The organism is Streptomyces sp. NPDC005393 (assembly GCF_040606675.1).
GTDB lineage: Bacteria > Actinomycetota > Actinomycetes > Streptomycetales > Streptomycetaceae > Streptomyces.
Map to the genome: position 1 here is coordinate 184,775 of NZ_JBEXFG010000005.1, position 23,176 is coordinate 207,950.

The window sequence follows — 23,176 nt, forward strand, 5'->3', positions numbered from 1 at the left end:
GGAGGGCCGGGCCGTGCCTGTCGGAAAGGACGCTAGGAGCGCTCTTTGTGGAAATCCTGTGGCCCGGGATCCCAGGGGGTCCCGGGCCCGGACAGCCAGTCCCGCCGCAGCAGCGGCAGCGTGGCCTCCCCACCGTCCATGACCGGCAGACGGATCTCGATCCGCGCGCCCGGCAGCCCGTCCGGCCGGTCCAGCACCGTGACCGTCCCGCGGTGCAGCGCGATCTGCTGCGCGATCAGCGTCAGCCCGAGGCCCGACCCCGGGCTGTCCGGCCGCCGCCGGAACCGCTGGAAGACCTCCCCGCGCAGCTCGGGCGCGATGCCGGGACCCCGGTCGTCCACGGTGAGCACCGCGCCCGGGCCCCCGTCCGGCGACCGCCCCGGGCCCAAGGTCACCTCGATACGGACCGGTTCGCCGTGCCGGGTGCCATGCACCCGGGCGTTGGTCAGCAGGTTGTCCACCACCGAGCGCAGCCCCTGCTCCCAGCCGTGCACCCGCAGCCCCGGGACGCCGCTCATCGGCACCTCGGCGTCCGGATGGCGGCGGCGCAGATCGGCCGCCGACGCGTCCACCACCTCCGCGAGGTCCACCGGCTCGAAGGCGTCCGCCTCCACCAGGTCGCCGCGCGCCAGCGCCCTGAGCATGACCAGCAGCCGCAGCAGCCGGGTCTGCTCATGGCCGAGGTCGGCGAGCACTTCCGTGCGGTCGGCAGGGGCCAGATCGGGGTGTTCGACAAGGATGTCCAGATTCGTCCGCATGCTCATGAGCGGGGTGCGCAGCTCGTGCGATGCCGCCGCCGCGAACGAGCGCGCGGTCTCCAGCGCCTCCGCGGTGCGCGCCGCCTGCTGGTCGTAGCGGTCCAGGACGGTCCGCAGGGTGCCCGCCAGATCGTCGATCTCGGCGATCCCGGTCGGGGTGTGGTCCAGGCGCGCCGCGCTCGTCCGGGGGTCGAGCCCGCTCGTACGGCGCTGGAGGCGGCGCAGCGGCCGCGCCGTACCCGCCGCCGCGGCCCAGGCCACGGCCCCGCCGAGCGGGGCGGCGAGCAGCGCCACGGTCACCACCCGGCGGCGTACGAGCTTCAGCTGGGCCTGACTCGTGGTGTCCGGCGAGAACAGCCACAGCGTGCCGCCGGCCGCCGACCGCCGTTTCGTCGCCGGAACCGTCACCCGTAGCGACAGGGCACGGTAGCTCGCGCCGTCCGCGCGCACGGTGACCGGCCGCCCGGCGGCCTCCGCCGGGAGCGGCACCGACGCGTCCGGCTGGGGCCCGGCGGAGACGGTGTCCTCGGGCCCGATCAGCCGGATGCCCACATCCAGCGCCGAGCTGAACAGCCGCCGTTCACGGGCCTGTTCCACCTGCGGCGGGCGGTTCGCCGCGGTGGCCCGCAGCAGCGACCGCGCGTCCGGGGCCACGGCCGCCACGCTGCGGCGCAGCCGCGCGTCCTGCTCCTCGTGCAGATCTGCCGAGACCAGCCGCAGCAGCAGCCAGCCCGAGGCGAGGACGAGTATGGGAACGGCCGCCCCGACGGCGAGCGCGATCCTGGTGGCCAGCCTCATCGCGCACCGCCGCCCGGCCCGGCCGGCTCGTCGGTCGCCCGCAGGACGAACCCCACCCCGCGTACCGTGTGCAGCATCCGCGGCCGTCCGCCCGCCTCCAGCTTGCGCCGCAGATAGCTGACGAAGGTGTCGACGGCATCCGTCCGTACGTCGAAGTCATAGCCCCAGACGCGGTCCAGCAACTGGTCCCGGGTGAGCACGATCCCGGCGTTGCGGGCCAGCACCTCCAGCAGCTCGAACTCACGCCGGGTGAGCCGCAGCGGCACCCCGTCCAGCCGCGCGTCGCGGGCCTGTGGGGCGATCATCAGCCCGCCGACCCGCACCCGGTCGGTGGCCGCGGGCGGGCGGCGGCGCAGCAGGGCGTGCAGCCGCAGCACCAGCTCCTGCAGCGCGAAGGGTTTGACGAGGTAGTCGTCGCCCCCGGCCTGCAGCCCGGTGACCCGGTCGGAGACCTCGTCGAGGGCCGAGAGCATCAGCACGGGTATGTCGTTGCCGTCCGCGCGCAGCGCGCGGCACACCTCGATCCCGCTCAGGTCGGGCATGGAGATGTCCAGGACCAGCACGTCGGGCGTCCGCTCGCGCACCGCGGCGAGGGCGGCGCGGCCGCCGTCCGCGAGGGTCACGGAGAAGCCGCTCAGCCGCAGCCCGCGCTCCAGCGAGCGCCGGATGGCCGCGTCGTCGTCGGTCACCAGCACGCGCCCGCCGCCTGTGCTCTCCACGCCGGCACCACCTCCGGCCGGGCATGGTACGTGTCCCGGCGTGTCCCGGGTGGACGCGGTGCCCTTCGGCCCATTCAGTCGCGACCGGCGCACTGGTTACGATCTGGCGCGATGGGAAGTCGGCGGGACGGGGACAGCCACATACGGAGGGCCACGGTGCGCGTGCGCGGCACCGCACGCTCCGGCCTGTGGCGTGCCGTGCTCCTGCTGGCGGCGGCTCTGTGGATGGCGCCCTCGTGCGTCCATCCCGCCGCGCACCCCGCGTCCTCCTCGACGGGGTGCCCGCACCGCCTGACCGGCACCGCGCCGGACACATCGCCCGACGCGTATCCGGCCCAGGCGGGCGAGCACCGCTCGGCTGACACGGGTGACAGCGGAAGCGACAACTGCGTCGCGGGCCCCCGTGGAGTGGTGCAGGCCCTGGTGCCCACCCCCGTACCCCCTCCCGCCCTCGCCGAGGTACTGCCGCCGGACGGCCCGCGCGATCCGGACTCCGTCCGGGCGCCGCCCGATCACCCCGTCCGCGCCCTCGGCCTCCATGAGCTCCAAGTGCTCCGCACCTAGGCCGGCCGCCGGTAACCGCGATCACCACTTCCTTCACATCAGTGCGCGTACTGCGAGGACAAGGACAGCCATGGGCTCCAAGGGACCGAAGACGAAGGGCGCGGCGGCCGACCGCCGCGCGAAGATAGAGGAGTTGCGCCGCGCGGAGAAGGCGCGCGAGCGCCGGTACCGGATTCTCACCATCACCTCCTGCACGGTGATCGTGGCCGGTCTGGCCGTCGGCGGCTACTTCCTGGTCGACACCGGCAACAAGGAGGAAAAGAAGAAGACCGAGGTCAGGTCCCAGGTCGTGAAGAGCGGCACGTTCAAGGGCATGACGACCTGGACGGGCCTGACCCAGACGCATGTCCGGGGCAAGGTCGCGTACAAGATGTCGCCGCCGGTCGGCGGGGACCACAACCAGGTCTGGCAGAACTGTGACGGCGATGTCTACACCAAGCCGCTGACGAAAGAGAACGCGGTGCACGCGCTGGAGCACGGCGCCGTGTGGGTGACGTACACGGACAAGGCGTCGGCGAAGGACATCGCGACGCTCAAGGCGCGGGTGGAGAAGACCCCGTACTCACTGATGAGCCCTTACCGGGACCAGGACGCGCCGATCGTCCTCAACGCCTGGGGCAACCAGCTGGACATCCAGAAGGCCTCGGACCCGCGCGTGGCCGCGTTCTTCAAGAAGTTCGTCCAGGGCAAGCAGACCCCCGAGCCGGGCGCCGCCTGCACCGGGGGGAAGCCTTCATGACCGGCGTCCGGGCCGGCCTCGGCCGCGCCTCCCGGCAGCCGCTGGTGGCGGGCATCGCCGCCGCCCTCGCCGTCCTGACGCTGGTGGCGGTGGGGTTGCTGTGGCTCATGACCGACCGCTCGGAGGGCACGACCGATACGGGCACCCCCACGGACACCTCCGCCGAGGCGGGTTTCGCGCGCGATATGTCCGTCCATCATCAGCAGGCGGTGGAGATGTCGTTCATCGTGCGCGACCGCACCGGGAACGAGGAGGTGCGGCGGCTCGCGTACGACATCATCAACACCCAGTCCACGCAGCGCGGGATGATGCTCGGCTGGCTGGATCTGTGGGGGCTCGACAAGACCTCGGACGACGCCCCGATGACATGGATGAAGCACGCCTCGACGGACGACCCGTCCATGAAGGGCATGGACCCCGGCTCGATGGAGGGCATGGGCGACGGCTCCACGTACACGCCCCACGACGGGTCGCTGATGCCGGGCATGGCCACCAACACCCAGTTGGACACGCTGCGTTCGGCTGACGGCAAGGCGGCCGAGGTGCTCTATCTGAAGCTGATGACCGCCCACCACAAGGGCGGTATCGCGATGGCCCGGGGAGCGGTCGAGCTGGCCAAGGACCCGACGGTCACGCGCCTGGCGCGGACCATGGTCCAGGGCCAGCAGTCGGAGATCACGCTGATGGCCGACCTGCTCAAGGAACGCGGCGCGAGCGCCTGACGTCTCCCGGTGGCGCCCCCGGCCCGGGGGCGCCACCCTCACCCCTCGTCGGAGCCGGTGCGGAACACCCCCGCCCGGGCCGCGTGGTACGCCGCTTCCGCGGCGATGTGCGCCAGGCGCGCGTCGACGGGGCCGCGCAGGATGAGCAGCCGGTAGTAGAACGGCGCGCTCAGCGCGGCGATGACCTCTTTCGCGTCGGTGTCCGGGGCCAGTTCGCCCCGCTCGATCGCGTGCTGGACGAGCTGCGTCACCTGCTCGGTCCGGGCGGTGAAGGCGGCACGGACGATCTCCTCGACCTGGGGCTCGTGGGCGGCCGCCGAGAGAAGCCCCTGGATGACGTTCCGGTTGCGCAGCGCTTGGTTGAAGGCGGCGATGGTCCGGGCGAGCTCATGCAGATCCCGCCGGAAGTCACCCGTGTCGGGGGTGGCGAGCGTCGAACTGTGCTCGGCCAGCAGATCGACGACGACCCCTTCGACCGTGCGCCAGCGCCGCCGGATGGTCGACACATGCACCCCGGACCGCTGGGCGAGCTTGTCGAGGGTGAGAGCGCTGAGCGCGTCGGCGTTGAGCTCATCGAACGCGGCAGCCAGCACGGCCGCCCGCGTGCGGGCCGTACGTCCGCCGGGGCGGGCCGAGCCGTGAGGTGGTCGCTCTGTCATGACGGGCCGACCTTACGTCCCGCCGGGTCCCGTGCGCACGGGATCTTCACTTCTCCCCGGCGGTGTAACGCCCGGTTACACATTGCATGGAGTGCTCACGTATCGCTAACGTGACGCCCCGTGCTTAATGCGCGACCGGGCGCATTAAGCGTCGGTGACCACGAGCCGTGCCGGACCTTCCTCGCGCGGGGAAGGAAGGTCCGGCACGCTCGGACTCCCGCACGCCGGGTCAGGTGACGGAGGCCGAGGTGAAGGTGACCGGCATGGCGGACACGCCCCGCATCATCAACGTGGACCGCCAGACGAGCTCTTCGGGGGCGACCGCCAGGGTCACGTCCGGAAGGCGGTCGATCAGGACCTCGATCGCGGTCGTGGCGATGACCTCGGCCAGCTCACGGGCGGCCGGGGGGCAGCCGTGCTGGCCATGGCTGAAGGCCATGTGGGCCTGGTTGCCGACCGCCCCGGCCTGGAAGTCCGGCCGTACGTCGGGGTCGGCGTTGGCCGCGGCGAGGCCCAGCATCAGGCAGTCGCCCTTCCTGATGTGCTGTCCGCCGAGCATGGTGTCCTCGGCGGCCCAGCGGCCGATCCAGTTCGGGGCCGGAGTGGCCTCCCACAGCACCTCGTTGAGCGCCTGGCCGACGCTGCGCCGCCCACCGGACAGGGTGACCGCGAACCGCTCGTCGGTGAGCATGAGCCGGAGCGCGTTGCCGATCAGGTCGGTGGTGGGCTGGTGGGCCGCGTAGACGCAGCCCACCAGATCGTTGATGATCTCCTCGTCGCTGAGACCCATCGGATGAGACGCCAGATGCGAGGCGATGTTCGCCACCTCGGGGTTGGCCCGGACGCGCTCCAGCAGCGTCACCATCCGGGCATGCATGTTCTGGTGCGCGGCCTGGGTTCCGTTCCCGGAGACCAGGTCGACGGTGTCCTGCTGGAGAGCGGCGGATTCGGCCTCGTCCAGACCGTAGAGACGGTTCACCACCCGCAGCGGCACCTGGCTGGCGTACTCGGCCATCAGATCGGCACGACCGCTGCCCGCGAAGGTGTCGATCAGCTCGTCCGCGGCGCGCTCGCACTGCGCACGCAGGTCGAACGGGTCCACGGACGCCAGGCTGCCGCAGACCGCCTCGGCCCGCCGCTCGTGGTCGGCGCCCTCGGTGAACAGCAGGGCCGGCCGGTAGCGGACGAACGTCATCAACTCCCAGTCGGGCGGGACCCGGTCCCAGGCGTGCCAGCGGCGTGAGTCACGGGCGAACAGATTGGGGTCGGAGGTGACCCGGACCACCTCCCGGTAGCCGAGCACCATCCAGACGGGGATTCCGCCGCCCAGCAGGACCGGCAGGACCGGGCCGTGGTCGCGGCGGAGCTGCCGGTAGAGCTCGTCCGGGTCCTCCCGGAACCGCTGGGCGTCCAGCGGCACGGCGTCCGGCTGCTCCGGCCAGGCCACGGGCGGTTCGGCGGGGGGAAGCGGGTCCCCGGGCGGGGGCGGGGGCTCGGGGGTCGTCACGCGAGGGTCTCCCGGGCGGCGTCGGCGGAGGACAGGGAGTAGAGATAGCGGGCGAGCGCGACCAGCGCGGCCTTGCTGGAGTCGCGCTTGCGGGCGTCGCAGTCGATCATCGGGACGTCGGGCGGCAGATCGAGGGCCTCCCGCACCTCCTCCAGTGTGTGCCGCGGCTCGGTGAAGTTGTTGCGGGCCACGATGAACGGGGTCCCGTGGTGTTCGAGACGGTCGAGCGCGTACCAGGAGTCGGCCAGCCGGTTGGTGTCCACCAGGACGACCGCACCGAGGGTTCCGGAGAAGAGCCGGTCCCACAGGAACCAGAACCGCTCCTGGCCCGGGGCGCCGAACAGATACAGCACCATCCGCTCGTCCAGGGTGATGCGGCCGAAGTCGAAGGCGACCGTGGTGGTGGTCTTGTGCTGGACGAAGGAGGCGTCGTCGATGCCGACGCCCGCCTGGGTCATCGTCTCCTCGGTGCTGAGCGGGCGGATCTCGCTGACGGACCTGACCATCGTCGTCTTTCCGACACCGAACCCGCCGACAATCACGATCTTGAGACCGTCGCTCGCGCTCGCCCGCAGCGGGGCGCGTATGTCGTCGCGGTCAGAGGTTCTGGAGTGCAACGAGCACCTTCTTCAGGGTTTCGGGGCCTGGCAGAGGCCCGCCGGGGCGGGCCGTATGCGGATGGCGCGCGGTGATCCGGCCGGTGTCGAGCAGATCGCACAGCAGGATCTTGATCACGCTGACGGGCAGTCCCAGGTACGAGGAGATCTCCACGACCGACAGGGGACGGCGGCACATCCGCAGGATCTTGACGTGTTCGGACTGCATGCCCGGGGCGGGGTCGCATTCGCTGACGATCAGCGTGACCATGTCGAACACGCTCTCGTCCGCGCGGCTGCGGCCCCCCGTGACGGTGTACAGCCGATCCGGCTCCTCGTTGTCGAGCGGCCCTCGGATCATGCCGTCGTCCCGCCGCCGGCAACCCGCGGGGCGGCCCGCAGATGGTCGCCGATCTGCTCGACCAGTTCGTTCATGTTGTGGCCGATGATGCCGACATCGGCCTCGTCATGGGCCACGACGGCCAGATGGGCGCCCTCCCCGGCCTCGACGATGAACAGGATTCCGCCGTGGAACTCCGTCATCGACTGCCGTACGCCGCCGCTGCCGTCGCCGAACTCGATGGACGCGCCATGGGCGAGGCTCTGGATGCCCGAGGCGATGGCCGCCAGCTGATCGGCCTGGTCGACGGACAACCCGGAGGACAGGCACAGCTTGAGGCCGTCCCTCGACAGCACCAGGGCGTGGCGCGACCCCGGGGTCTTCTCCAGCAGGTTCTCCAACAGCCAGTCCAAGCTGCGGTCGGTCGTGTTCATCGGCGTTCCTTCTGTCACGGCTTGTCGTTCTCGGCAGGCTCGGCGGGCTCGGTCTGATCTACGGACGCCGGGGCCTCGGCGTTATGGGGAGCGCCGGTGGCGGAACCACCGCGGGCCGCCTGGCGGAAGGCGCCGAAGCGGGCTCCGGCCTCCTCGGGGCGCGGACGGCTCGCCTTCACCGTGGCCTGTGGCACGGCGGGGGTGGACCGGGTGGCCGCGGCCAGCGTCTCGCCGCGGCGCCGCTTGGGCAGCCCGTTGACGGCGGGCGGGGGCTGGGGGGCGGCGGACTGGGGGGCGGCGGACTGGGGCTGCGGGGCGGGCTCCGGGGTGGTGGGCCGCGGGGTGGCTGCGGGTGCCGTGGCGGGCGCGGGGGCGGCCGGCTGCCGGGACGTCCCGGCGCGGGCGGGGGCGGGCGGTTCGAGGACGGAGTCCTGGTTGATGTGCGTGATCAGCTGCTGCGGTATCAGCACCACGACGCCGGTACCTCCTCGTGAGGACGGCCGGAAGGAGACGGTGAGTTCGTGCTTACGGGCCAGACAGCCGACGACCGCGAGACCCAGCCGGGTGCCGGACAGGGTCATCAGGTCCAGCGCCTCGGAGGAGACGGCCTTCTGGGCGCGGGCCAGGGCGGCGGGGCCCATGACGAGACCGCCGTCCTCGACGGTGACGACCACGCCGGTGTGCGTCTCCTCGACGTACACATGCACCTCCTCCGTGGGAGGCGAGAAGCTGGTGGCGTTGTCCATCAGCTCGGCGAGGGCGTGCATGACGCCCTCGGCGGCGTATCCGGCCACCGCGGCGTTGCTGGCCGAGTGGACCCGTACCCGCTGGAAGGCGCTGATCCGGCCGACCGCGCCGCGCAGGATGGACTCCATCACGATGGGCTTGGTCCAGCGGCGTCCGGAGCGCGCACCGGTCAGCACGGCGATGCTGTCCGCGATCCGGCCCGCCTGGGCGGTGGTGTGATCGAGCTTCAGCAGATCGCCCAGGACGCTCTCGTCGTGCCGGTTCTCCATGTCCCGCAGATCGGCGAGCATGCTGGTGGCCAGCGCCTGGACCCGGCCCGCGGCGTTGGCGCAGGCGGCCATCGCCGAGGCGCGCATCCGCTCACCGGCGCCGATCTCGCGCAGCAGGGTGCGCAGCACCTGCTGGTGGCCCGGGCTGGAGGGCCGCTCCATCCGGGGCACCAGGGTGTCCACCGAACCTCCGGCGCGCAGCCGCCTCACCGCAGCGGGAATCGTTTCCGCAGCGAGCCGGGCGGCCTCGATCTCCTGCGCCGCGGCCGCGGACTCCAACGCCGTGACGCGCTCCTGGAGACGGCGGATGGCGCGCGAGCGGTAGGCGGCGACCGCGAGGGCGACGCCCACGAGTACGGCGGCCACCGCGCTGAAGACGGCGACGAACGCGCGGTCGGCGGCGGGCACCCCGGCGGTCACCCACAGCCCCGCGCCACCGGCGACGACGGCGGCCAGCAGAGGGGCCGCCCATGTCTGCCGCGCTACCGAGGGCCCTTTGTGGGGATGGCTGGATATATGTGCTGACATCTATCAGGTCCTCATGGGCGCGTTCGTCGGGTTGAGGCTGGACCACGCGGACATCAAGCCGTGGGCGGCACATGCTAGTACTGCTCACGCGTTTTTGACTGACCCCGTTCCCCACACGGACCATGACGTTTCGTCACCGGGACGGGACACCGTCCGGGCGGTGGCCGGAATGAGGTACTGCCACCGCTGGACGGTCTAGCGTTGCCAGAATCTCTCCTTATGTCCTCCACCGAACCCCGCGAACGTGAACGCGCCCAACGCCATCAGCTGATCATTACGGCCGCGCGCGAGCTGGCCGAGGCCGAGGGGTGGGAGGCGGTGACGACCCGTCGGCGGCGGGCCCGGCTGGCCGAGACCTCGCCCGGGGAGGCGCTGCGCGCGGTGAGCCGCGCCTGTCCGGAGTTCGCGGTGGCCCGGCCGGCGCTCTACGAGGCCATGTTCGTCATGCCGATCGACGTCCCGTTCGCGAGCCAGGACACACCCCCCGCGCTGCGCGCCGCCTTTGACGAGCTGGTCGCCGTCATCGGCCCGGGGGGCGGCCGGGACGAGCTGTACGCGGAGGTCATCTGGAGCGCCCTGCACGGGCTCGCCGTCCTGGCCCACGGCCGGCGCATGCCGGCGGAACGTCAGCAGGAGCGGCTGGAGATCCTGGTCCAGCACTTCGCCCCCGACCCGGCAGACCTCCCTCAGGGAAGGGCCAGTTCGGCCCAGATGACCTTGCCCTGAGAGGTGTACCTGGTCCCCCAGCGCTCGGCGAACTGCGCCACCAGGAACAGCCCGCGGCCGCCCTCGTCCATCGTCGCCGCGTAGCGCAGATGCGGCGAGGTGCTGCTGGTGTCGGAGACCTCGCAGATCAGAGAGCGGTCGCGGAGCAGCTGGACCCGGATCGGGCCGGTGGCGTGGCGGATGGCGTTGGTGATCAGCTCGCTGAGGACCAGCTCGGTGGTGAACGCGACCTCGTCCAGCCCCCACTCCGCCAGCTGCCGCATGACCTCGGCGCGCACCCCGGCCACGGCGGCGGGGTCGGACGGGACGTCCATGGCCACGACCCGGTCGGCGCCCAGGGCCCGGGTTCGGGCGACGATCAGCGCGATGTCGTCGCTCGGGTTGGTGGGCAGCATCGCGTCGAGCACCTCGGTGCATATCTCATCGGGCGTCCGGTCGGGGTGGGCCAGGGCGTCGCGCAGCATGTCGAGACCGATGTCGATCTCCCGGCGGCGGTCCTCGATGAGCCCGTCCGTATAGAGGACAAGATGGCTTCCCTCGGCCAGCTCCAGCTCGGCCGTCTCGAACGGCAGCCCGCCCAGGCCCAGCGGCGGCCCGGCCGGCAGATCGGGGAACTCCACGCTGCCGTCGGGGCTGACCACCGCGGGCGGCGGATGGCCGGCCCGGGCCATGGTGCAGCGGCGGGTCACCGGGTCGTAGATCGCGTACAGACAGGTGGCCCCGGTGGCCCCGGTGATCGTCTCGCCGGGGACCTCGCCCGCCTCGACGCCCTCCGGGCTCACGGGGCTCTCGTCCTGGTCGATCCGGGCGATCAGATCGTCGAGGTGGAAGAGGATCTCGTCGGGCGGCAGATCGAGCGAGGAGAAGTTGTGCACCGCCGTACGCAGCCGCCCCATGGTCGCCGCCGCGTGCAGACCGTGCCCCACCACATCGCCCACCACCAGCGCCACCCGCGCACCCGGCAGCGGAATGACATCGAACCAGTCCCCGCCCACGCCCGACTCGGCGGGCAGATAGCGGAAGGCTACGTCGAGGGCGCTCTGTGGCGGCAGGGCGCGGGGCAGCAGGCTGTGCTGCAGGGTGACGGCCATGGCGTGCTCGCGGGTGTAGCGCCGGGCGTTGTCGATGCACACCGCCGCATGGGAGGCCAGCTCCTCGGCGAGCGAGATCTCCTCCTCCTCGAAGGGCTCTCGCTGCTTCAGCCGCCAGAAGTTGACCATGCCGAGGAGAACGCCGCGGGCCCGCAGCGGGACCGTGACGAGGGACCGGACACCGTAGTCGATGACCTTGCGGGTCTGGTCCGGGTCCTGCGCCTGCCAGCCGGTCGCCTCGGTGAGATCGGGCTCCACGACGGGCCGTCCGCTGCCGAAGCCCCACGCCTGGGGCGAGGAGGAGACGAACGAGAACCGCTGGCCGACCGGGTAGAAGGGGTGGTCGCGGCGCACGCCGTGCACGGCCGACCGGCACATCTCCAGGCCGCCGACCGCGAGCGGCTCCTCACCGCGCGGTACGGGCTCCGCCAGGTCGACCGTGACGTAGTCGGCGAACCGCGGAACGGCCACCTGCGCCAGCTCCTCCGCGGTCCGGCCCACATCCAGCGTGGTGCCGATCTCGACGCTGGCGTCGTACAGCAGCTTGAGCCGCTTCTGCGCCACATCGGCGCGGCCGGAGAGGGCGCGCAGCTCGGTGGAGTCGCGCAGCGTCGCGACGCTGCCGGGCGGGCCGCCGTCGCGGTCGGTGGGGCGGTTGTTCACGGCCAGCAGCCGGTCGCCGGCGACCATCACCTCGTCGGTGATGACGCGCCCGGAGGCCAGCACATCGGCGACATGCGGCTCCAGCCCGAGCTCGTCGACCCGCCGCCCTTCCGGTGCCGGCGGCAGATCGAGCAGCCGGGAGGCCTCGTCGTTGGCGAGCACCAGCCGGCCGTCGCCACCGACGATCAGCACCCCCTCGCGCACGGAGTGCAGCACCGCGTCGTGATGCTCGTACATCCGGGTCATCTCGACCGGGTCCAGGCCCCGGGTCTGACGCCGCAGCCGCCTGCTGACCAGCGCCGTACCGCCGGTGGCGAGGAGGAACGAGGCGGAGATGGCACCGATGAGCAGCGGCAGCTGGCGGTCGGCGAGCCCGCTCACCTTTCTGACCGTGATCCCGGCGCCGACCAGGCCGACGACCGTGTGGTGGCTGTCGAAGACGGGCACGACCGCCTGCACCGCCCGGCCGAGGGTCCCCGGGCTGGTCTCGGTGATCGGATGCCCGGCCAGCGGCGGCCCGATGGTGCCGATGAAGTGCTTGCCGATCCGGTTGGGCTTGGGGTGGGTGAACCGGATGCCCTTCTTGTTCGTGACGACCACGAAGTCGAGCCCGGACTTCTTCCGCGCGGCCTCGGCCTTCGGCTGGAGCACGGCCGTCGGGTTGCGGGAGTGCAGCGCCTGCACGATCCCCGGCGAGGCGGCGAAGGTCTGGGCGACGGCCAGTGACCGGCCGCGCGCCTCCTCGGTGGCGTCGCGCCGTACCTGGAGCACCAACGCGACGGTCGCGGCGGCGCCGAGCAAGAGCACGATGACCAGCTGGAGAACGAAGACCTGGCCCGCGACGCTGCGTACGCTCAGCCACGGTGGAAAGCGCCGTCCCGCCACCTGTGGGCGCTCACGCCGCGGACTCCGTGGGCGCCGACCGGGGAAGATGCAGGCAGCCCACGATCGACCCTTAAACCGGGCCATATATATACATCTACACTGGGAATTCCCGGAAGGCGAGCCCCTCAGCCCCACCTCGACCCCATGCAGCACATTCTGTTCACAGTCGATCACTTTCGGTGCGCACCGCCCGTTCACCACGCGGGGTGCCGAGCCCTGGGGTCTATGCCAGTCTGAAGTCACGGCAATTCACCACGTATGCCGTGAATCGGGGCCGTATGGTTGCCGATTGTGCCTGACGAAGGAGCCCGAAATGGCCAGTCACGCCGGTGGAGTTCAGACAGGAGCCGCCCCGGGCCACGCTTACGGGGCCGTGGGCGGATGGCTCGTCTTCGCGGCGGTCATGATGATCTTCGGTGGGCTGATGACCCTGTTCCAGGGCATCGCGGCCCTGCGCAACGACCAGGTGTTCGTGGTCACGGAGAGCTATGTCTTCCAGTTCGACCTCACCGGGTGGGGATGGATTCATCTGTTCCTCGGCATCGCCATCCTGCTCACCGGGTTCGCGGTGTTCACCGGTGCGATGTGGGCCCGCGTCATGGGGGTGGTGCTGGCCGGTCTCGGGCTGATCGCCAATTTCCTGTGGCTGCCGTACTTCCCGGTGTGGGCCATGGTGCTGCTCATCGTCGACGGCTTCGTCATCTGGGCGCTGTGCGCGGGCGGTGGGACGGCGGAGGAGAAGTCCTAGAGTCCGATCACCACCAGCGCGGTGTCGTCGGCGGCCGGGCCGCCCGTGACGCCGAGATCGGCCAGCAGCGCGTCCGCCATCGGCTCCGGGTGGAGCCCGCTGTGGCGGGACAGGCTGGCGATGAGCCGGTCCAGCCCGACGTCGATGTCCTCCTCGCGGCGCTCAATCAGCCCGTCGGTGTAGAGGACGAGGGTGGACCCCGTGGCGTAACCGATGCTGGCCTGCGGCCGCCGGACATGTTCGGGCCGGGCGCCCAGCGGCGGATCGGTGGCCTGGTCGAGCAGCTCGACGGTGCCCTGGAGCCGGAGCAGCATGGGCGGCGGATGGCCCGCGCAGCTGTACGCGACGGTGTGCGCGGCCGGGTCGATCACGACCTGCACGGCGGTCGCGGCCAGCGCCCCCTCGACGAAGCGGGCGTACAGACCGAGCACCTCCAGCGCCTGCGCGGGCCCCTCCGCGGCCCTGGTCGCGGCCGACAGCGCGCTGCGCAGCTGCCCCATCACACAGGCGGCCTCCAGCCCCTGGCCGACCACATCGCCCACCGCGACGGCGATCCGGCCGTCGGCCAGATCGGTCAGCTCGTACCAGTCGCCGCATACGTTCAGCGAGCCCACGGCGGGGCGGTAGCGCACGGCCGCGTACGGATGCTCCTCCAGCGGGCTCGCGGGCAGCATCGCCCGCTGCAGGGCCAGCGCGGTCTCGCGCTCCCGGGCGTGGGCCTGCCGCAGCCGTTCGTTGAGCTCCTGGAGCTCCCGGGCGCGGATGTAGAAGTCCGCGTCCGTTGCCCGGTCCTGAGGGCTCGGGGTCTCGCTCCGGCCGACGAACGCCGTCACGTCCTCGACCCGGTGGACGATCAGCTCGACCGTGCCGGCCCGGCCGCGCACGGGCATGTTGATCTGGCTCCAGTACCGCTCCTCGAACCCGCCCTCGGCGTCCGGCACCGGGATGTCGTACTTCTCCAGCCCTATGGCGTCCCGCTCCCCCGTGCGCAGCACGCGGCGCAGCGACGCCTCCAGATTGCGGGTGCTGGTGGTCTCCGGGCGGGCCGGGTTGTCGGGAAAGGCGTCGAAGACGTACCGGCCGAGCAGATCCTCGCGGGTACGCCGGGTGACCCGCAGATATGCCGCGTTGACCGCGACGATCATCAGGTCGGGGCTCAGCACCAGAATCGGGCTCGGGATGGCCTCGAAGAGAGCTTCGTAGTCGATGTGCTGTCCCGTGGCGCGCTCCCTGTGAGTACGGCCCTTCTGCGCCGGCCTCGCCCGCCCCCTTCCACCCGGTCCCTCTGTACGGACCCTCATGCCAATGTATGCCCGCCGCGCGGCCCCAGCCCGTCGGAACGCGTGTGGCGGCGGCCGGCGAGGGCACTCTGGATCTATGCTGCTGGCTGACGTCGCGCGGACCTCGCGGGAGGTCGCGGCCACCGCCGCCCGCTCGGAGAAGATCGCCGCCCTGGCCCGGCTGTTCCGCCGCACGGAGCCGGCCGAGGCGCCCGTGGTGATCACGTATCTCGCGGGCAAGCTGCCGCAGCGCCGGACCGGGGTGGGCTGGTCCACCCTGCGGCAGCGGCGCGAGCCCGCCGCCGAGCCGCGGCTCGCGGTCCTCGATGTGCACGAGACCCTGGGCCGGGTGGCGGCGGTCTCCGGCACCGGCGCGACGGCCGAGCGCACACGGCTGGTGGGCCGGCTGATGTCCGACGCGACCGAGGAGGAGCAGCGCTTTCTGCTCGGTCTGATCGGCGGCGAGCTGCGGCAGGGCGCACTGGAGGCGCTGGCCGTGGAGGGGCTCGCCCAGGCGGTGGGCGCCCCGGCCGCCGAGGTGCGGCGGGCGGTGATGCTCGGCGGTTCGCTGGGCGCGGTCGCCGAGGCGCTGCTGGCGCGCGGCCCGGACGCGCTGGCCGGCTTCCGGCTGGAGGTCGGGCGGCCGGTGCTGCCGATGCTGGCTCACAGCGCGAAGGATCTGGACGAGGCCATGGACCGGCTCGGCCCCTGTGTGGTCGAGGAGAAGCTCGACGGCATCCGGGTGCAGGTGCACCGGGACGGGGAGGACGTACGGATCTACACCCGCACCCTCGACGAGATCACCGAGCGGCTGCCGGAGGTGGTCACGGCGGCGCGGGAGCTGGAGGTGGAGCGGGCGATCCTCGACGGCGAGGTCATCTCGCTGGACGAGGAGGGGCGGCCGCGGCCGTTCCAGGAGATCTCCGGCCGGGTCGGCTCCCGGCTCGATGTGGCCGGGGCGTCGGCGGCGCTGCCGCTGTACCCCGTCTTCTTCGATCTGCTCGCGGTGGACGACCGCGATCTGCTCGCCCTCCCGGCCCGGGAGCGCCACGCCGAACTGGCCCGGATCGCCCCCGGACCCCGGCGGGTGCGGCGGCTGGTGGCGGAGGACCCGCGGGATCCGCGGACCCGGCGGGCGGCGCGGGAGTTCGCCGCGGACGTACTGGCCCAGGGGCACGAGGGAGTGGTGGCCAAGGCGCTGGAGGCGCCGTACGGCGCGGGCCGGCGCGGGGCGTCCTGGCTCAAGGTCAAACCGGTGCACACGCTGGATCTGGTGGTGCTGGCCGCCGAGTGGGGGCATGGCCGCCGGACCGGAAAGCTGTCCAACCTCCATCTGGGCGCGCGGCAGCCGGACGGCACGTTCGTGATGCTGGGCAAGACCTTCAAGGGGCTCACCGACGCGCTGCTGGCCTGGCAGACGGAGGCGCTGCTGGGGCTCGCGGTCAGCGACGACGGAGGGGTGGTGCGGGTGCGGCCCGAACTGGTGGTGGAGGTGGCCTTCGACGGTCTGCAGCGCTCGTCCCGCTATCCGGCGGGGGTGACCCTGCGCTTCGCGCGGGTGCTGCGCTACCGGGAGGACAAACCGGCGGATCAGGCGGACACCCTGGAGGCGGTGCTGGCGCTGCGCAGGAGTTGACCGCGCCGGGCCCTCAGCGGCCCAGCGCCTGCCTCGCCAGCCGGTAGGCCGCGAGGTCCGCCACCGAGATCATGGGCATCAGCCGGCTCGCGGCCAGCCGGCTGAGGTCGCCGTGGCATGCCACGCTCCAGTCCGCCGTGACCACTTCGCACATCGTGGTGACCCCGGACAGCCCCGCCAGCAGGGACAGATCGACGGCCGCCTCCGCCCTCTCCGCGCGCTCCAGCACCCCGCCCGGCACCGCGCGCACCGGGAAGACATGCCCGGGGCGCCCCAGCTGCTCGGGGGTGGTGTGCGGATCGGCGAGCGCCTGGATGGTGCGTGAGCGGTCGACGGCGCAGACTCCGGTGGTGGTGGGGCCGAGCAGATCCACGGAGACGGTGAAGGCGGTCTCGCGGAGCCCGGTGTTCTCCTCCACCATCTGCGGCAGAGCCAACCGGCCGGCGCGGTCGTGCGGCAGCGCCACACAGACCACGCCGGAGGTATGGTCCAGCATCTGTCGTAGCGCGTCTTCGTGCGTATGCTCCGCGGCGACCACGAGGTCGCCCTCGTTCTCGCGGGACTCCTCGCCGTGGATCACGACGAAGCCGCCCTCCGCGAACGCCTCGATCGCCTGCTCCACGGCGAGAAGACGCTCGGTCTCCACCGGCTGCTCGGTGACTGTCATGGCCTACGGCCCTCCTGCCCTGTTCCCTACGGATCGACGTCCGGGGGGAGACGGGCAAGGGCAACGCGGTGCGCGGTCCAGGCGACTCGGTTCGAATGCGAGCGCCACCGCGCGGCACAGGGTGCCGCCGCGTACCTCCTACCATCCGGACTTTCACCGTCGGTCCCGGAATCGCACCGGGTCGGCCGGCCGATGGATTCGGCCGGGTCGCGGACTGTCACCGCCGGTTCGGAGTTTCACCGACCCCGGAGCACGCGAAAAACGCTGTGGAGCATTTTGGCACAGGGCCGCATCGCTGACGAAGTGTCAAGCCTCACACCTCATCTGCTGACATGTCCCCAAGCGCTCATCCGTACTGGAGAGTTGGTCCACGCGGGGTCCTCCGCGTGGGTCAGGGTCTCCCAGCCCAGAAATCCTGGCGGCCGAGGCCGGGACGGTGAGGACGCCCCGCGAGCAGCGCGGCCAGCGCTGCGGCGAGGGCGAGATACCGGGGTTCGGGGCGCATGGGGGGGGCGGCTCTCCTGTCGGTGGGGGGTGCTCATACGGTTGTTCGTATGCATGAACAATGGATCTCGACATGAACTCCGGTGGGCCTCCGGGAAGTTAGCCGGACCCCATCGACGCGTCAAGGTCCATACCTTCGACCGCGGGAGAGAATGAGTGCCCCCACCCCGATCGAGAGGCCCACCGTTGGAGACGACAGTCGCGGAGGACCAAGCCGCCGGCTCCGGGCGGCCGCCGGCCGCCCGCCGCCTCGTCACGCTCCCCGCCGGCCGGGCACGGCGGCTGACGGCCTGGTCCGCGGTCCCGCCGCTGGCCCTGGTGAGCGTGGTGGCGGCCTGCCGGGCCGCGGACACCGACGGCATCACGCCCGTACCGCAGTTGCTCGCCTTCCTGCCCTGGCTGCTGATCCCGGCAGCGCTCGGGCTGCTCCTCAGCACGGCCGCGCGCTGGCCACTGGGGTGCGGCTGGGCGCTGATCGCCGCGTCGGTCACCGGGTGGTTCGTCCAGCCGTACGACAACGGATCGGCACCCGCCCCGCACGGGCCGGTCCTCGCCCATCTGCGGGTGCTGACCGCCAACCTGGAGTTCGGCGGGGCCACCGACGGGCTGCTGGCCGCACTGCGAAGGGAGCGGCCGGACATGGTGTCCGTCCAGGAGTGCGACGTACGGTGCGCGGCGGCGCTCGAATCCGCGGCCGTACGCGAGGCCTATCCGTACCGGAACATCGTCACCGGCCGCCCCGCCGAGGGCTCGGCCATCCTGAGCCGGTACCCGCTGACCAAGGAGGAGGGGGTGCGCGGCGAACTGGCGATGCCGGGGGCGGTCGCCCGGATCGCCGGGCAGCCGCTGCGGCTGCAGGTCGCGCATCCGATGCCGCCCATGCCGGGGCAGCTGGACCTATGGCGCACCGAGTTGGGGCGGCTGCGCGCCTACGCCGCCGACCGGGGCGGCGAACCCACCCTCATCGCGGGCGACTTCAACGCGACCCAGGACCACGCCGCCTTCCGGGCGCTGCTGGACACCGGAATGCGGGACAGCGCACGGGCCGCCGGGGTGTCACGGACGCCCAGCTGGCCGAGCGCCACGGCCCCGGCGCTGGGCGCGCAGATCGACCATGTCCTGGTCAGCGACGCGCTACGGCCCCGCACGGCCCGCTTTGTGGATCTGCGCGATACGGACCACCGGGCGCTGCTGGTGGAGCTGGACCTGTACGGACACCAGGGCCAGGGGTGAGGTGTGCGGGTCAGCTCTCGCCCGGATCGTACGAACTGCCCAGCTCGAACGGCTCCGGCTCCAGGCCGTCCGTGGGCCAGCGCTGCTCGCGCCGCCACCGCGCGTTCCCTTCCGCGAGCGCGTTCCACAGCAGATTGAGCGGGTGGGCGGCGTCGTAATGGGCGCGTTCGCCGCGCCGGGCGAAGGCGCCGAGCAGCACCTCCAGCCGCGGCCCCGTGTCATTGACCAGCTCGACGGCGCGCAGCCCGCGCCCGTACGCGACCCCGGGATCGCCCGCCGCGTCCGCGACACCCTTGGTGACCAGCATGCAGCCGCGCAGCACCCCGGAACGCAGCAGCTCAAGGCCGTAGTTGACGGTGTCGATCTCGGCGGCGATACGCAGCGTGTCGCGGTACTCGGCGCCGAACCAGGTGCGCAGCACCCCGGCCATCTGCCCGCCGGCCGAGACCACCAGCGGAAGCGTGCGCAGCTCACTGGTCGGGACGGTCGGGCCGGGCAGCTCGCTCGCGGGCAGATTGGTCAGCAGCGACACCCCGCTGCGGCGCCACTCCATCACCTCGAAGGCTTCGAGTTCCCGGTCGCCGTCCGGCCTGGTCACCACGGTGCCGCAGACCAGATCGACCTCCTGGGCGCGCAGCTTGGCCAGGACGTCACGGGTGCGCACATGCCCGACCTTGAGCTCGATGGCGCGCCGCCGGAACTCCTCGGCGACCCGCTCCCCGGCGGCCGCCAGATGGCCGAGGGTCAGGCGCGTGGCGCCCACCGCCAGGGTGGTGCCGAGGCGGCGCCGGGACTCATGGATTCCGTCCAGCCAGTCGCCGAGCGTTCCGCGCGCCAAGGCGACAAGGGCTTCTCCGGTGCCGGTGAACAGCACATCCTTGCCGCGTCCCTGTTTGAGGACGAGCGGTTCGCCGCACAGCTCGCGGAAGTTCCGGTTCATGGTGTCGAGCTGTTTTTGAACGCTGGACTGTTCACGGCCCAGAACCCGTGCGGCACGCAGCGCGGTACCGGCCTCATGGACCATGATCAGCGTGCGGAGCTGGTCCATTGTGGTGTCCATAAGCTCGAGCGGACTTTGCAGCATTCTGCTGCGCATCATTCCCCCACTTCCCCCTGCGGCCCTTTTTATGACTTCGGAGTTTAGTCATGGATCCGCACGGTTACCCGCGTCCGATATGACTGCGAAACGGACCGATGTACGGAAGGTCAGAGCCGGGCGCCGCACGCTGGAGATCAGCCGTCCGGAAAAAGTGCTCTTCCCCGATGACGGGATCACCAAATTCGATCTCGCCGAGTACTACCGCGCGGTCTCCCGGCGGATGATCCCCCACTTGCGGGACCGCCCCTTGATGATGGAACGCCATCCGGACGGCATCGGCGGAAAACCGCTCATGCAGAAGAACGCCCCCGACTACTTTCCGGACTGGGTGCGCCGGGCCGTTCTCCCGAAAGAAGGCGGCAAGGTCACCCATGTGGTGTGCGACGACACCGCGACCCTCGTCTACCTCGCCGGTCAGGCGTGCGTCACCCCGCACCCCTGGCTCTCCCGCGTCGACCGGCCCGACCACCCCGACCGGCTGGTCTTCGACCTCGACCCACCCGAGAAGCCCGGCGCCGACGGATCCGGATTCGAGGAGGTGCGGTGGGCGGCACGGCGGATGTGCGGGCTGCTCGGCGAGCTCGGGCTGCCCGGACTGCTGATGACCACCGGCTCCCGAGGGCTGCATGTCATCGTCCCGCTCGACCGCCGCGCGGACTTCGACTCCGTACGCGCCTTCGCCCGCGACGCCGCCGACGCGCTGGCCGCCCGCCACCCCGACCGGCTCACCACCGCGGCGCGCAAGGCCGCGCGGCGCGGCCGGCTCTACCTCGACACCCAGCGCAACGCCTACGCGCAGACGGCGGTGGCCCCGTACGCGGTGCGCGCCCGGCCCGGCGCCCCCGTCGCCACGCCGATCGATGGCGCGGAGCTGGACGATCCGGAGCTGACAGCCGACCGCTGGACCCTTCGGACCGTCGAGGAGCGGCTGAGCGACGACCCCTGGGCCCGTACGGGCACCAGGGGCCGTTCGCTGCGCACGCCCCGGAGGCGGCTGGAGCGGCTTACCGAGGGCGGGAGCGGCTAGGCCGGGCGGCTGCCGGCTGGGCCGGGCGGGGCTGCGGGCGGGAGCGGCCAGGCGCTTCCGCTAGGCGCCGATGCCGCCGCCGTCGCGCCGCCAGACGCTGATCACCGACGGGCGGGTCAGCTTGCCCGGTCCGTCCGGCCAGCTGGACGCGGGCTTCTCCACGCTCGCGCCGTCGACCTCGCCCGGGTGCTGCACCGCCACCAGCACCCGCCGGTCCTGGACGATCGGCCCGCAGGTCTCGGCACCGGTCGGCACGGTCAGGAACTGCCTGACCTCACCGCGGCGGTCGCCCGCGGTCGCGACGCCGAACAGCCCGTCGTGGTTGCCCAGCGCATTGCCGTCGGTGGAGATCCACAGATTGCCGTACGCGTCGAAGGTGAGGTTGTCCGGGCAGGAGATCGAGCTGACCTGGTCCTTCGGGAACCCGCCGAAGTAGGTGCTGGGGTCCTCGGGGTCGCCGCAGACCAGGAACAGCCGCCAGGTGAAGCGCCTGGACCCCGAGTTGTTCCAGCGCTCGGCCAACTCCAGGATCTGGCCGTGCTTGTTGGTGTCGCGCGGGTTCGCCTCGTCGGCCGGGGCCTTGCCGGCCTTGCCGCGGTCGCTGTTGTTGGTCAGCGCGATGTAGACGCGGCCGGTGCGCGGGCTCGGCTCGACGTCCTCGGGGCGGTCCATCTTCGTGGCGCCCACCTTGTCGGCGGCCATCCGCGTGAAGACGTACACCTCCTCGGCGGTCATGCCCTCGACGTACGAGGTGGTGCCGCTCGCCAGCGGAATCCACTCGCCCGCGCCGTCGAACGCGCCGTCCTTGGGCAGCTTGCCGCTGCCGTCGATCTCCGCGGCCGGGCTGTCGCCGGTGAACTTGGCGACGTACAGCGTGCCCTCGTCCAGCAGCGTGCGGTTGTGCTCGCGGGCGGTGCGGGTGCTGCCCCTCATCATGCGCTTGGCCGAGACGAACTTGTAGAAGTAGTCGAACTTCTCGTCGTCGCCCATGTAGAGCACCGGGCGGCCGTCGGTCGTCAGGCGGGGCTCGGCGGCCTCGTGCTTGAAGCGGCCCAGCGCGGTCAGCTTGCGCGGGGTGGACTCCGGGTCGTACGGGTCGATCTCGATGACCCAGCCGAAGCGGTTGGTCTCGTTCGGCTCCTTCGACACGTCGAAGCGGTCGTCGAAACGCTCCCACTTGCGCTCGGAGGCGGCGCCGGTGATGCCGTACCGCTTCAGGCGGGCGGCGGTCGTCGGGTCGGTGACCGAACCGCCGTTGGCGAAGTACTGGTTGAAGTTCTCCTCGCCCGACAGCACCGTGCCCCACGGGGTGATGCCGCCACCGCAGTTGTTCAGCGTGCCGAGGATGCGCTTGCCGGACGGGTCGGCGGAGGTGCGGAGCAGCTTGCTGCCCGCCGCCGGGCCCGTGACCTCGAACGGCGTCGTCGCGGTGATACGGCGGTTGAGGCGGTGGCGCGGCACGGCGGTCAGCTTGCCGAGCCGGCTGTCCTCCGCCGTCATGAGCACGGACAGACCGTGTGCGGCCCAGCCGATCTCGGCCTGCTCACGGGTGGGGTTCGCCGCGTCGTACCCGGCGAACATCAGCACCTCGTCGGTGTACTCGTGGTTCACCACGAGCAGCTGGTGGTCGCGCTCGCCCGGAACGTCGAGCACGGCCATGTAGTCGTTGTTGTAACCGAACTGGCCCGCCTGCGCCTTCGCCGACTGGTGATCCGGATCGAAGGCGGGCGCACCGCCCAGGATCGGGTCGCCCCAGCGGATGACGACATTCTGGTCATGCCCCTCGGCGACGACGACGGCATCGGTGGTGTTGGGCGCGACCGGCGAGAAGCGCAGGCCGCGGGCCGCCCTACCCTCCGCGGCGGCGGGGGCGGTCGTCGCGGCGGCGGCGGCCGCCTGCGGCCCCCGCCCCACGGTCGCGACTCCGGTCGCGGCCGCCACGGTGACCACCGCGCTCGCCCGCAGCAGGGAGCGGCGCGACGCGACGCCCGCGATGACATCACCCACATAGGTGTTGTCGCTGGTGTTCGGCGCCTCGTGGAGGCAGGCGTCGCCACAGCGGTACCGGCATGTCAGCGCGGAACGACCGCCCGGGTGCGAGCTGATGAGCGGCAGGAGCTTGCGCACGTCTTCCCCTCCGTAAGGGTGTCACGATGGCTTCGCAATGGGCCGTCCGCCGGCGCGACCCGCGCCGACATGACGTCGGAATCCTTTGGCGGCGAAGCTATGGGCGTAGA

General features: G+C 71.9%; 21 protein-coding genes and 1 riboswitch. Of the genes, 8 read left to right on the forward strand and 13 right to left on the reverse strand.

The window, feature by feature from the left end; translation table 11 throughout:
• Positions 1-32 precede the first annotated feature (32 nt).
• Together ABZS71_RS08095 and ABZS71_RS08100 are read right to left on the reverse strand one after the other, a co-directional pair.
• Complete coding sequence (locus ABZS71_RS08095; protein ID WP_356208338.1) at positions 33-1,556, reverse strand: HAMP domain-containing sensor histidine kinase; 1,524 nt, start codon at positions 1,554-1,556, stop codon at positions 33-35.
• The gene (locus tag ABZS71_RS08100) at positions 1,553-2,275 is read right to left on the reverse strand and encodes a response regulator transcription factor (protein WP_356208339.1); all 723 of its coding nucleotides are present in this window, start codon (positions 2,273-2,275) and stop codon (positions 1,553-1,555) included. Before ABZS71_RS08100 ends, ABZS71_RS08095 begins: the two co-directional genes overlap by 4 nt.
• Before the next feature lie 111 nt (positions 2,276-2,386).
• On the opposite strand from ABZS71_RS08100, the gene ABZS71_RS08105 reads away from it, so the two are divergent.
• The 3 genes from ABZS71_RS08105 (at position 2,387) to ABZS71_RS08115 (ending at position 4,300) form a co-directional block, all read left to right on the forward strand.
• Entirely contained in the window at positions 2,387-2,839 is a 453-nt protein-coding gene (locus ABZS71_RS08105) for a hypothetical protein (protein WP_356208341.1), read from the forward strand.
• A gap of 70 nt (positions 2,840-2,909) precedes the next feature.
• Positions 2,910-3,578, forward strand: coding sequence for a DUF3105 domain-containing protein (locus ABZS71_RS08110; RefSeq protein WP_355850379.1), 669 nt, complete (start codon positions 2,910-2,912; stop codon positions 3,576-3,578).
• The gene (locus ABZS71_RS08115; RefSeq protein WP_356208343.1) at positions 3,575-4,300 is read left to right on the forward strand and encodes a DUF305 domain-containing protein; all 726 of its coding nucleotides are present in this window, start codon (positions 3,575-3,577) and stop codon (positions 4,298-4,300) included. Before ABZS71_RS08110 ends, ABZS71_RS08115 begins: the two co-directional genes overlap by 4 nt.
• A gap of 38 nt (positions 4,301-4,338) precedes the next feature.
• Here ABZS71_RS08115 and ABZS71_RS08120 read toward each other — a convergent pair whose 3' ends face one another.
• The 6 genes from ABZS71_RS08120 to ABZS71_RS08145 all read right to left on the reverse strand — a co-directional run bounded on the left by ABZS71_RS08120 (position 4,339) and on the right by ABZS71_RS08145 (position 9,380).
• A complete protein-coding gene (locus ABZS71_RS08120) occupies positions 4,339-4,959 on the reverse strand; it encodes a TetR-like C-terminal domain-containing protein (protein ID WP_356208344.1) in 621 nt (206 codons plus the stop codon).
• A gap of 229 nt (positions 4,960-5,188) precedes the next feature.
• Complete coding sequence (locus ABZS71_RS08125) at positions 5,189-6,466, reverse strand: cytochrome P450 (protein WP_356208345.1); 1,278 nt, start codon at positions 6,464-6,466, stop codon at positions 5,189-5,191.
• Positions 6,463-7,083 (reverse strand): ATP/GTP-binding protein, encoded by a 621-nt coding sequence (locus tag ABZS71_RS08130; protein WP_355850391.1) that lies wholly within the window; start codon positions 7,081-7,083, stop codon positions 6,463-6,465. The genes ABZS71_RS08125 and ABZS71_RS08130 overlap by 4 nt, the downstream gene beginning before the upstream one ends.
• Positions 7,064-7,423, reverse strand: a complete 360-nt coding sequence (locus tag ABZS71_RS08135; RefSeq protein WP_356208347.1) for a DUF742 domain-containing protein — start codon at positions 7,421-7,423, stop codon at positions 7,064-7,066. The genes ABZS71_RS08130 and ABZS71_RS08135 overlap by 20 nt, the downstream gene beginning before the upstream one ends.
• A complete protein-coding gene (locus ABZS71_RS08140; RefSeq protein WP_355850397.1) occupies positions 7,420-7,836 on the reverse strand; it encodes a roadblock/LC7 domain-containing protein in 417 nt (138 codons plus the stop codon). Before ABZS71_RS08140 ends, ABZS71_RS08135 begins: the two co-directional genes overlap by 4 nt.
• Positions 7,837-7,850: 14 nt before the next feature.
• A complete protein-coding gene (locus tag ABZS71_RS08145) occupies positions 7,851-9,380 on the reverse strand; it encodes an ATP-binding protein (RefSeq protein WP_356208348.1) in 1,530 nt (509 codons plus the stop codon).
• Positions 9,381-9,599: 219 nt separating this feature from the next.
• On the opposite strand from ABZS71_RS08145, the gene ABZS71_RS08150 reads away from it, so the two are divergent.
• On the forward strand, positions 9,600-10,106 hold the full coding sequence (locus tag ABZS71_RS08150) for a TetR-like C-terminal domain-containing protein (protein WP_356208350.1): 507 nt from the start codon (positions 9,600-9,602) through the stop codon (positions 10,104-10,106).
• On the opposite strand, the gene ABZS71_RS08155 is transcribed toward ABZS71_RS08150, so the two are convergent.
• Positions 10,067-12,745: a SpoIIE family protein phosphatase gene (locus ABZS71_RS08155; protein WP_355850406.1), complete on the reverse strand. Its 2,679-nt coding sequence runs from the start codon at positions 12,743-12,745 to the stop codon at positions 10,067-10,069. The two genes, ABZS71_RS08150 and ABZS71_RS08155, sit on opposite strands and share 40 nt — an antisense overlap.
• A gap of 313 nt (positions 12,746-13,058) precedes the next feature.
• Between ABZS71_RS08155 and ABZS71_RS08160 the strand changes: the two genes are divergently transcribed.
• Positions 13,059-13,493 carry a hypothetical protein gene (locus ABZS71_RS08160; RefSeq protein ID WP_356208352.1) on the forward strand — a complete coding sequence of 145 codons (435 nt, stop codon included), beginning with the start codon at positions 13,059-13,061 and terminating at the stop codon, positions 13,491-13,493.
• Here the strand turns inward: ABZS71_RS08160 and ABZS71_RS08165 are convergent.
• On the reverse strand, positions 13,490-14,794 hold the full coding sequence (locus tag ABZS71_RS08165) for a SpoIIE family protein phosphatase (RefSeq protein ID WP_356208353.1): 1,305 nt from the start codon (positions 14,792-14,794) through the stop codon (positions 13,490-13,492). The two genes, ABZS71_RS08160 and ABZS71_RS08165, sit on opposite strands and share 4 nt — an antisense overlap.
• Positions 14,795-14,870: 76 nt before the next feature.
• Here ABZS71_RS08165 and ABZS71_RS08170 point away from each other — a divergent pair, with 76 nt between their 5' ends.
• On the forward strand, positions 14,871-16,409 hold the full coding sequence (locus tag ABZS71_RS08170) for an ATP-dependent DNA ligase (protein ID WP_356208354.1): 1,539 nt from the start codon (positions 14,871-14,873) through the stop codon (positions 16,407-16,409).
• Positions 16,410-16,422: 13 nt separating this feature from the next.
• Here ABZS71_RS08170 and ribB read toward each other — a convergent pair whose 3' ends face one another.
• Complete coding sequence (gene ribB / locus ABZS71_RS08175; protein ID WP_355850418.1) at positions 16,423-17,076, reverse strand: 3,4-dihydroxy-2-butanone-4-phosphate synthase; 654 nt, start codon at positions 17,074-17,076, stop codon at positions 16,423-16,425.
• Between the two features lie 127 nt (positions 17,077-17,203).
• Positions 17,204-17,334: riboswitch (FMN riboswitch) on the reverse strand.
• 432 nt (positions 17,335-17,766) lie between these two features.
• Here ribB and ABZS71_RS08180 point away from each other — a divergent pair.
• The gene (locus tag ABZS71_RS08180) at positions 17,767-18,813 is read left to right on the forward strand and encodes an endonuclease/exonuclease/phosphatase family protein (protein WP_356208355.1); all 1,047 of its coding nucleotides are present in this window, start codon (positions 17,767-17,769) and stop codon (positions 18,811-18,813) included.
• Positions 18,814-18,823: 10 nt separating this feature from the next.
• Here ABZS71_RS08180 and ABZS71_RS08185 read toward each other — a convergent pair whose 3' ends face one another.
• A complete protein-coding gene (locus ABZS71_RS08185) occupies positions 18,824-19,873 on the reverse strand; it encodes a LysR family transcriptional regulator (RefSeq protein ID WP_356208356.1) in 1,050 nt (349 codons plus the stop codon).
• A gap of 115 nt (positions 19,874-19,988) precedes the next feature.
• On the opposite strand from ABZS71_RS08185, the gene ligD reads away from it, so the two are divergent.
• Positions 19,989-20,939: a non-homologous end-joining DNA ligase gene (gene ligD, locus ABZS71_RS08190; RefSeq protein ID WP_356208358.1), complete on the forward strand. Its 951-nt coding sequence runs from the start codon at positions 19,989-19,991 to the stop codon at positions 20,937-20,939.
• A gap of 60 nt (positions 20,940-20,999) precedes the next feature.
• Here the strand turns inward: ligD and ABZS71_RS08195 are convergent, their stop codons facing one another.
• Entirely contained in the window at positions 21,000-23,066 is a 2,067-nt protein-coding gene (locus ABZS71_RS08195; protein ID WP_356208359.1) for a PhoX family phosphatase, read from the reverse strand.
• Positions 23,067-23,176: the final 110 nt, after the last annotated feature.

What these genes read in the sequence shown, in the direction of transcription:
- ABZS71_RS08170 (WP_356208354.1), top strand. Translation starts at nt 14,871, where the DNA reads ATGCTGCTGGCTGACGTCGCGCGGACCTCGCGGGAGGTCGCGGCCACC.
- ligD (WP_356208358.1), top strand. Translation starts at nt 19,989, where the DNA reads ATGACTGCGAAACGGACCGATGTACGGAAGGTCAGAGCCGGGCGCCGC.
- ABZS71_RS08105 (WP_356208341.1), top strand. Translation starts at nt 2,387, where the DNA reads ATGGGAAGTCGGCGGGACGGGGACAGCCACATACGGAGGGCCACGGTG.
- ABZS71_RS08115 (WP_356208343.1), top strand. Translation starts at nt 3,575, where the DNA reads ATGACCGGCGTCCGGGCCGGCCTCGGCCGCGCCTCCCGGCAGCCGCTG.
- ABZS71_RS08110 (WP_355850379.1), top strand. Translation starts at nt 2,910, where the DNA reads ATGGGCTCCAAGGGACCGAAGACGAAGGGCGCGGCGGCCGACCGCCGC.
- ABZS71_RS08135 (WP_356208347.1), bottom strand. Translation starts at nt 7,423, where the DNA reads ATGATCCGAGGGCCGCTCGACAACGAGGAGCCGGATCGGCTGTACACC.
- ABZS71_RS08120 (WP_356208344.1), bottom strand. Translation starts at nt 4,959, where the DNA reads ATGACAGAGCGACCACCTCACGGCTCGGCCCGCCCCGGCGGACGTACG.
- ABZS71_RS08145 (WP_356208348.1), bottom strand. Translation starts at nt 9,380, where the DNA reads ATGTCAGCACATATATCCAGCCATCCCCACAAAGGGCCCTCGGTAGCG.
- ABZS71_RS08160 (WP_356208352.1), top strand. Translation starts at nt 13,059, where the DNA reads ATGGCCAGTCACGCCGGTGGAGTTCAGACAGGAGCCGCCCCGGGCCAC.
- ABZS71_RS08185 (WP_356208356.1), bottom strand. Translation starts at nt 19,873, where the DNA reads ATGGACACCACAATGGACCAGCTCCGCACGCTGATCATGGTCCATGAG.
- ABZS71_RS08095 (WP_356208338.1), bottom strand. Translation starts at nt 1,556, where the DNA reads ATGAGGCTGGCCACCAGGATCGCGCTCGCCGTCGGGGCGGCCGTTCCC.
- ABZS71_RS08165 (WP_356208353.1), bottom strand. Translation starts at nt 14,794, where the DNA reads ATGAGGGTCCGTACAGAGGGACCGGGTGGAAGGGGGCGGGCGAGGCCG.
- ABZS71_RS08150 (WP_356208350.1), top strand. Translation starts at nt 9,600, where the DNA reads ATGTCCTCCACCGAACCCCGCGAACGTGAACGCGCCCAACGCCATCAG.
- ABZS71_RS08140 (WP_355850397.1), bottom strand. Translation starts at nt 7,836, where the DNA reads ATGAACACGACCGACCGCAGCTTGGACTGGCTGTTGGAGAACCTGCTG.
- ribB (WP_355850418.1), bottom strand. Translation starts at nt 17,076, where the DNA reads ATGACAGTCACCGAGCAGCCGGTGGAGACCGAGCGTCTTCTCGCCGTG.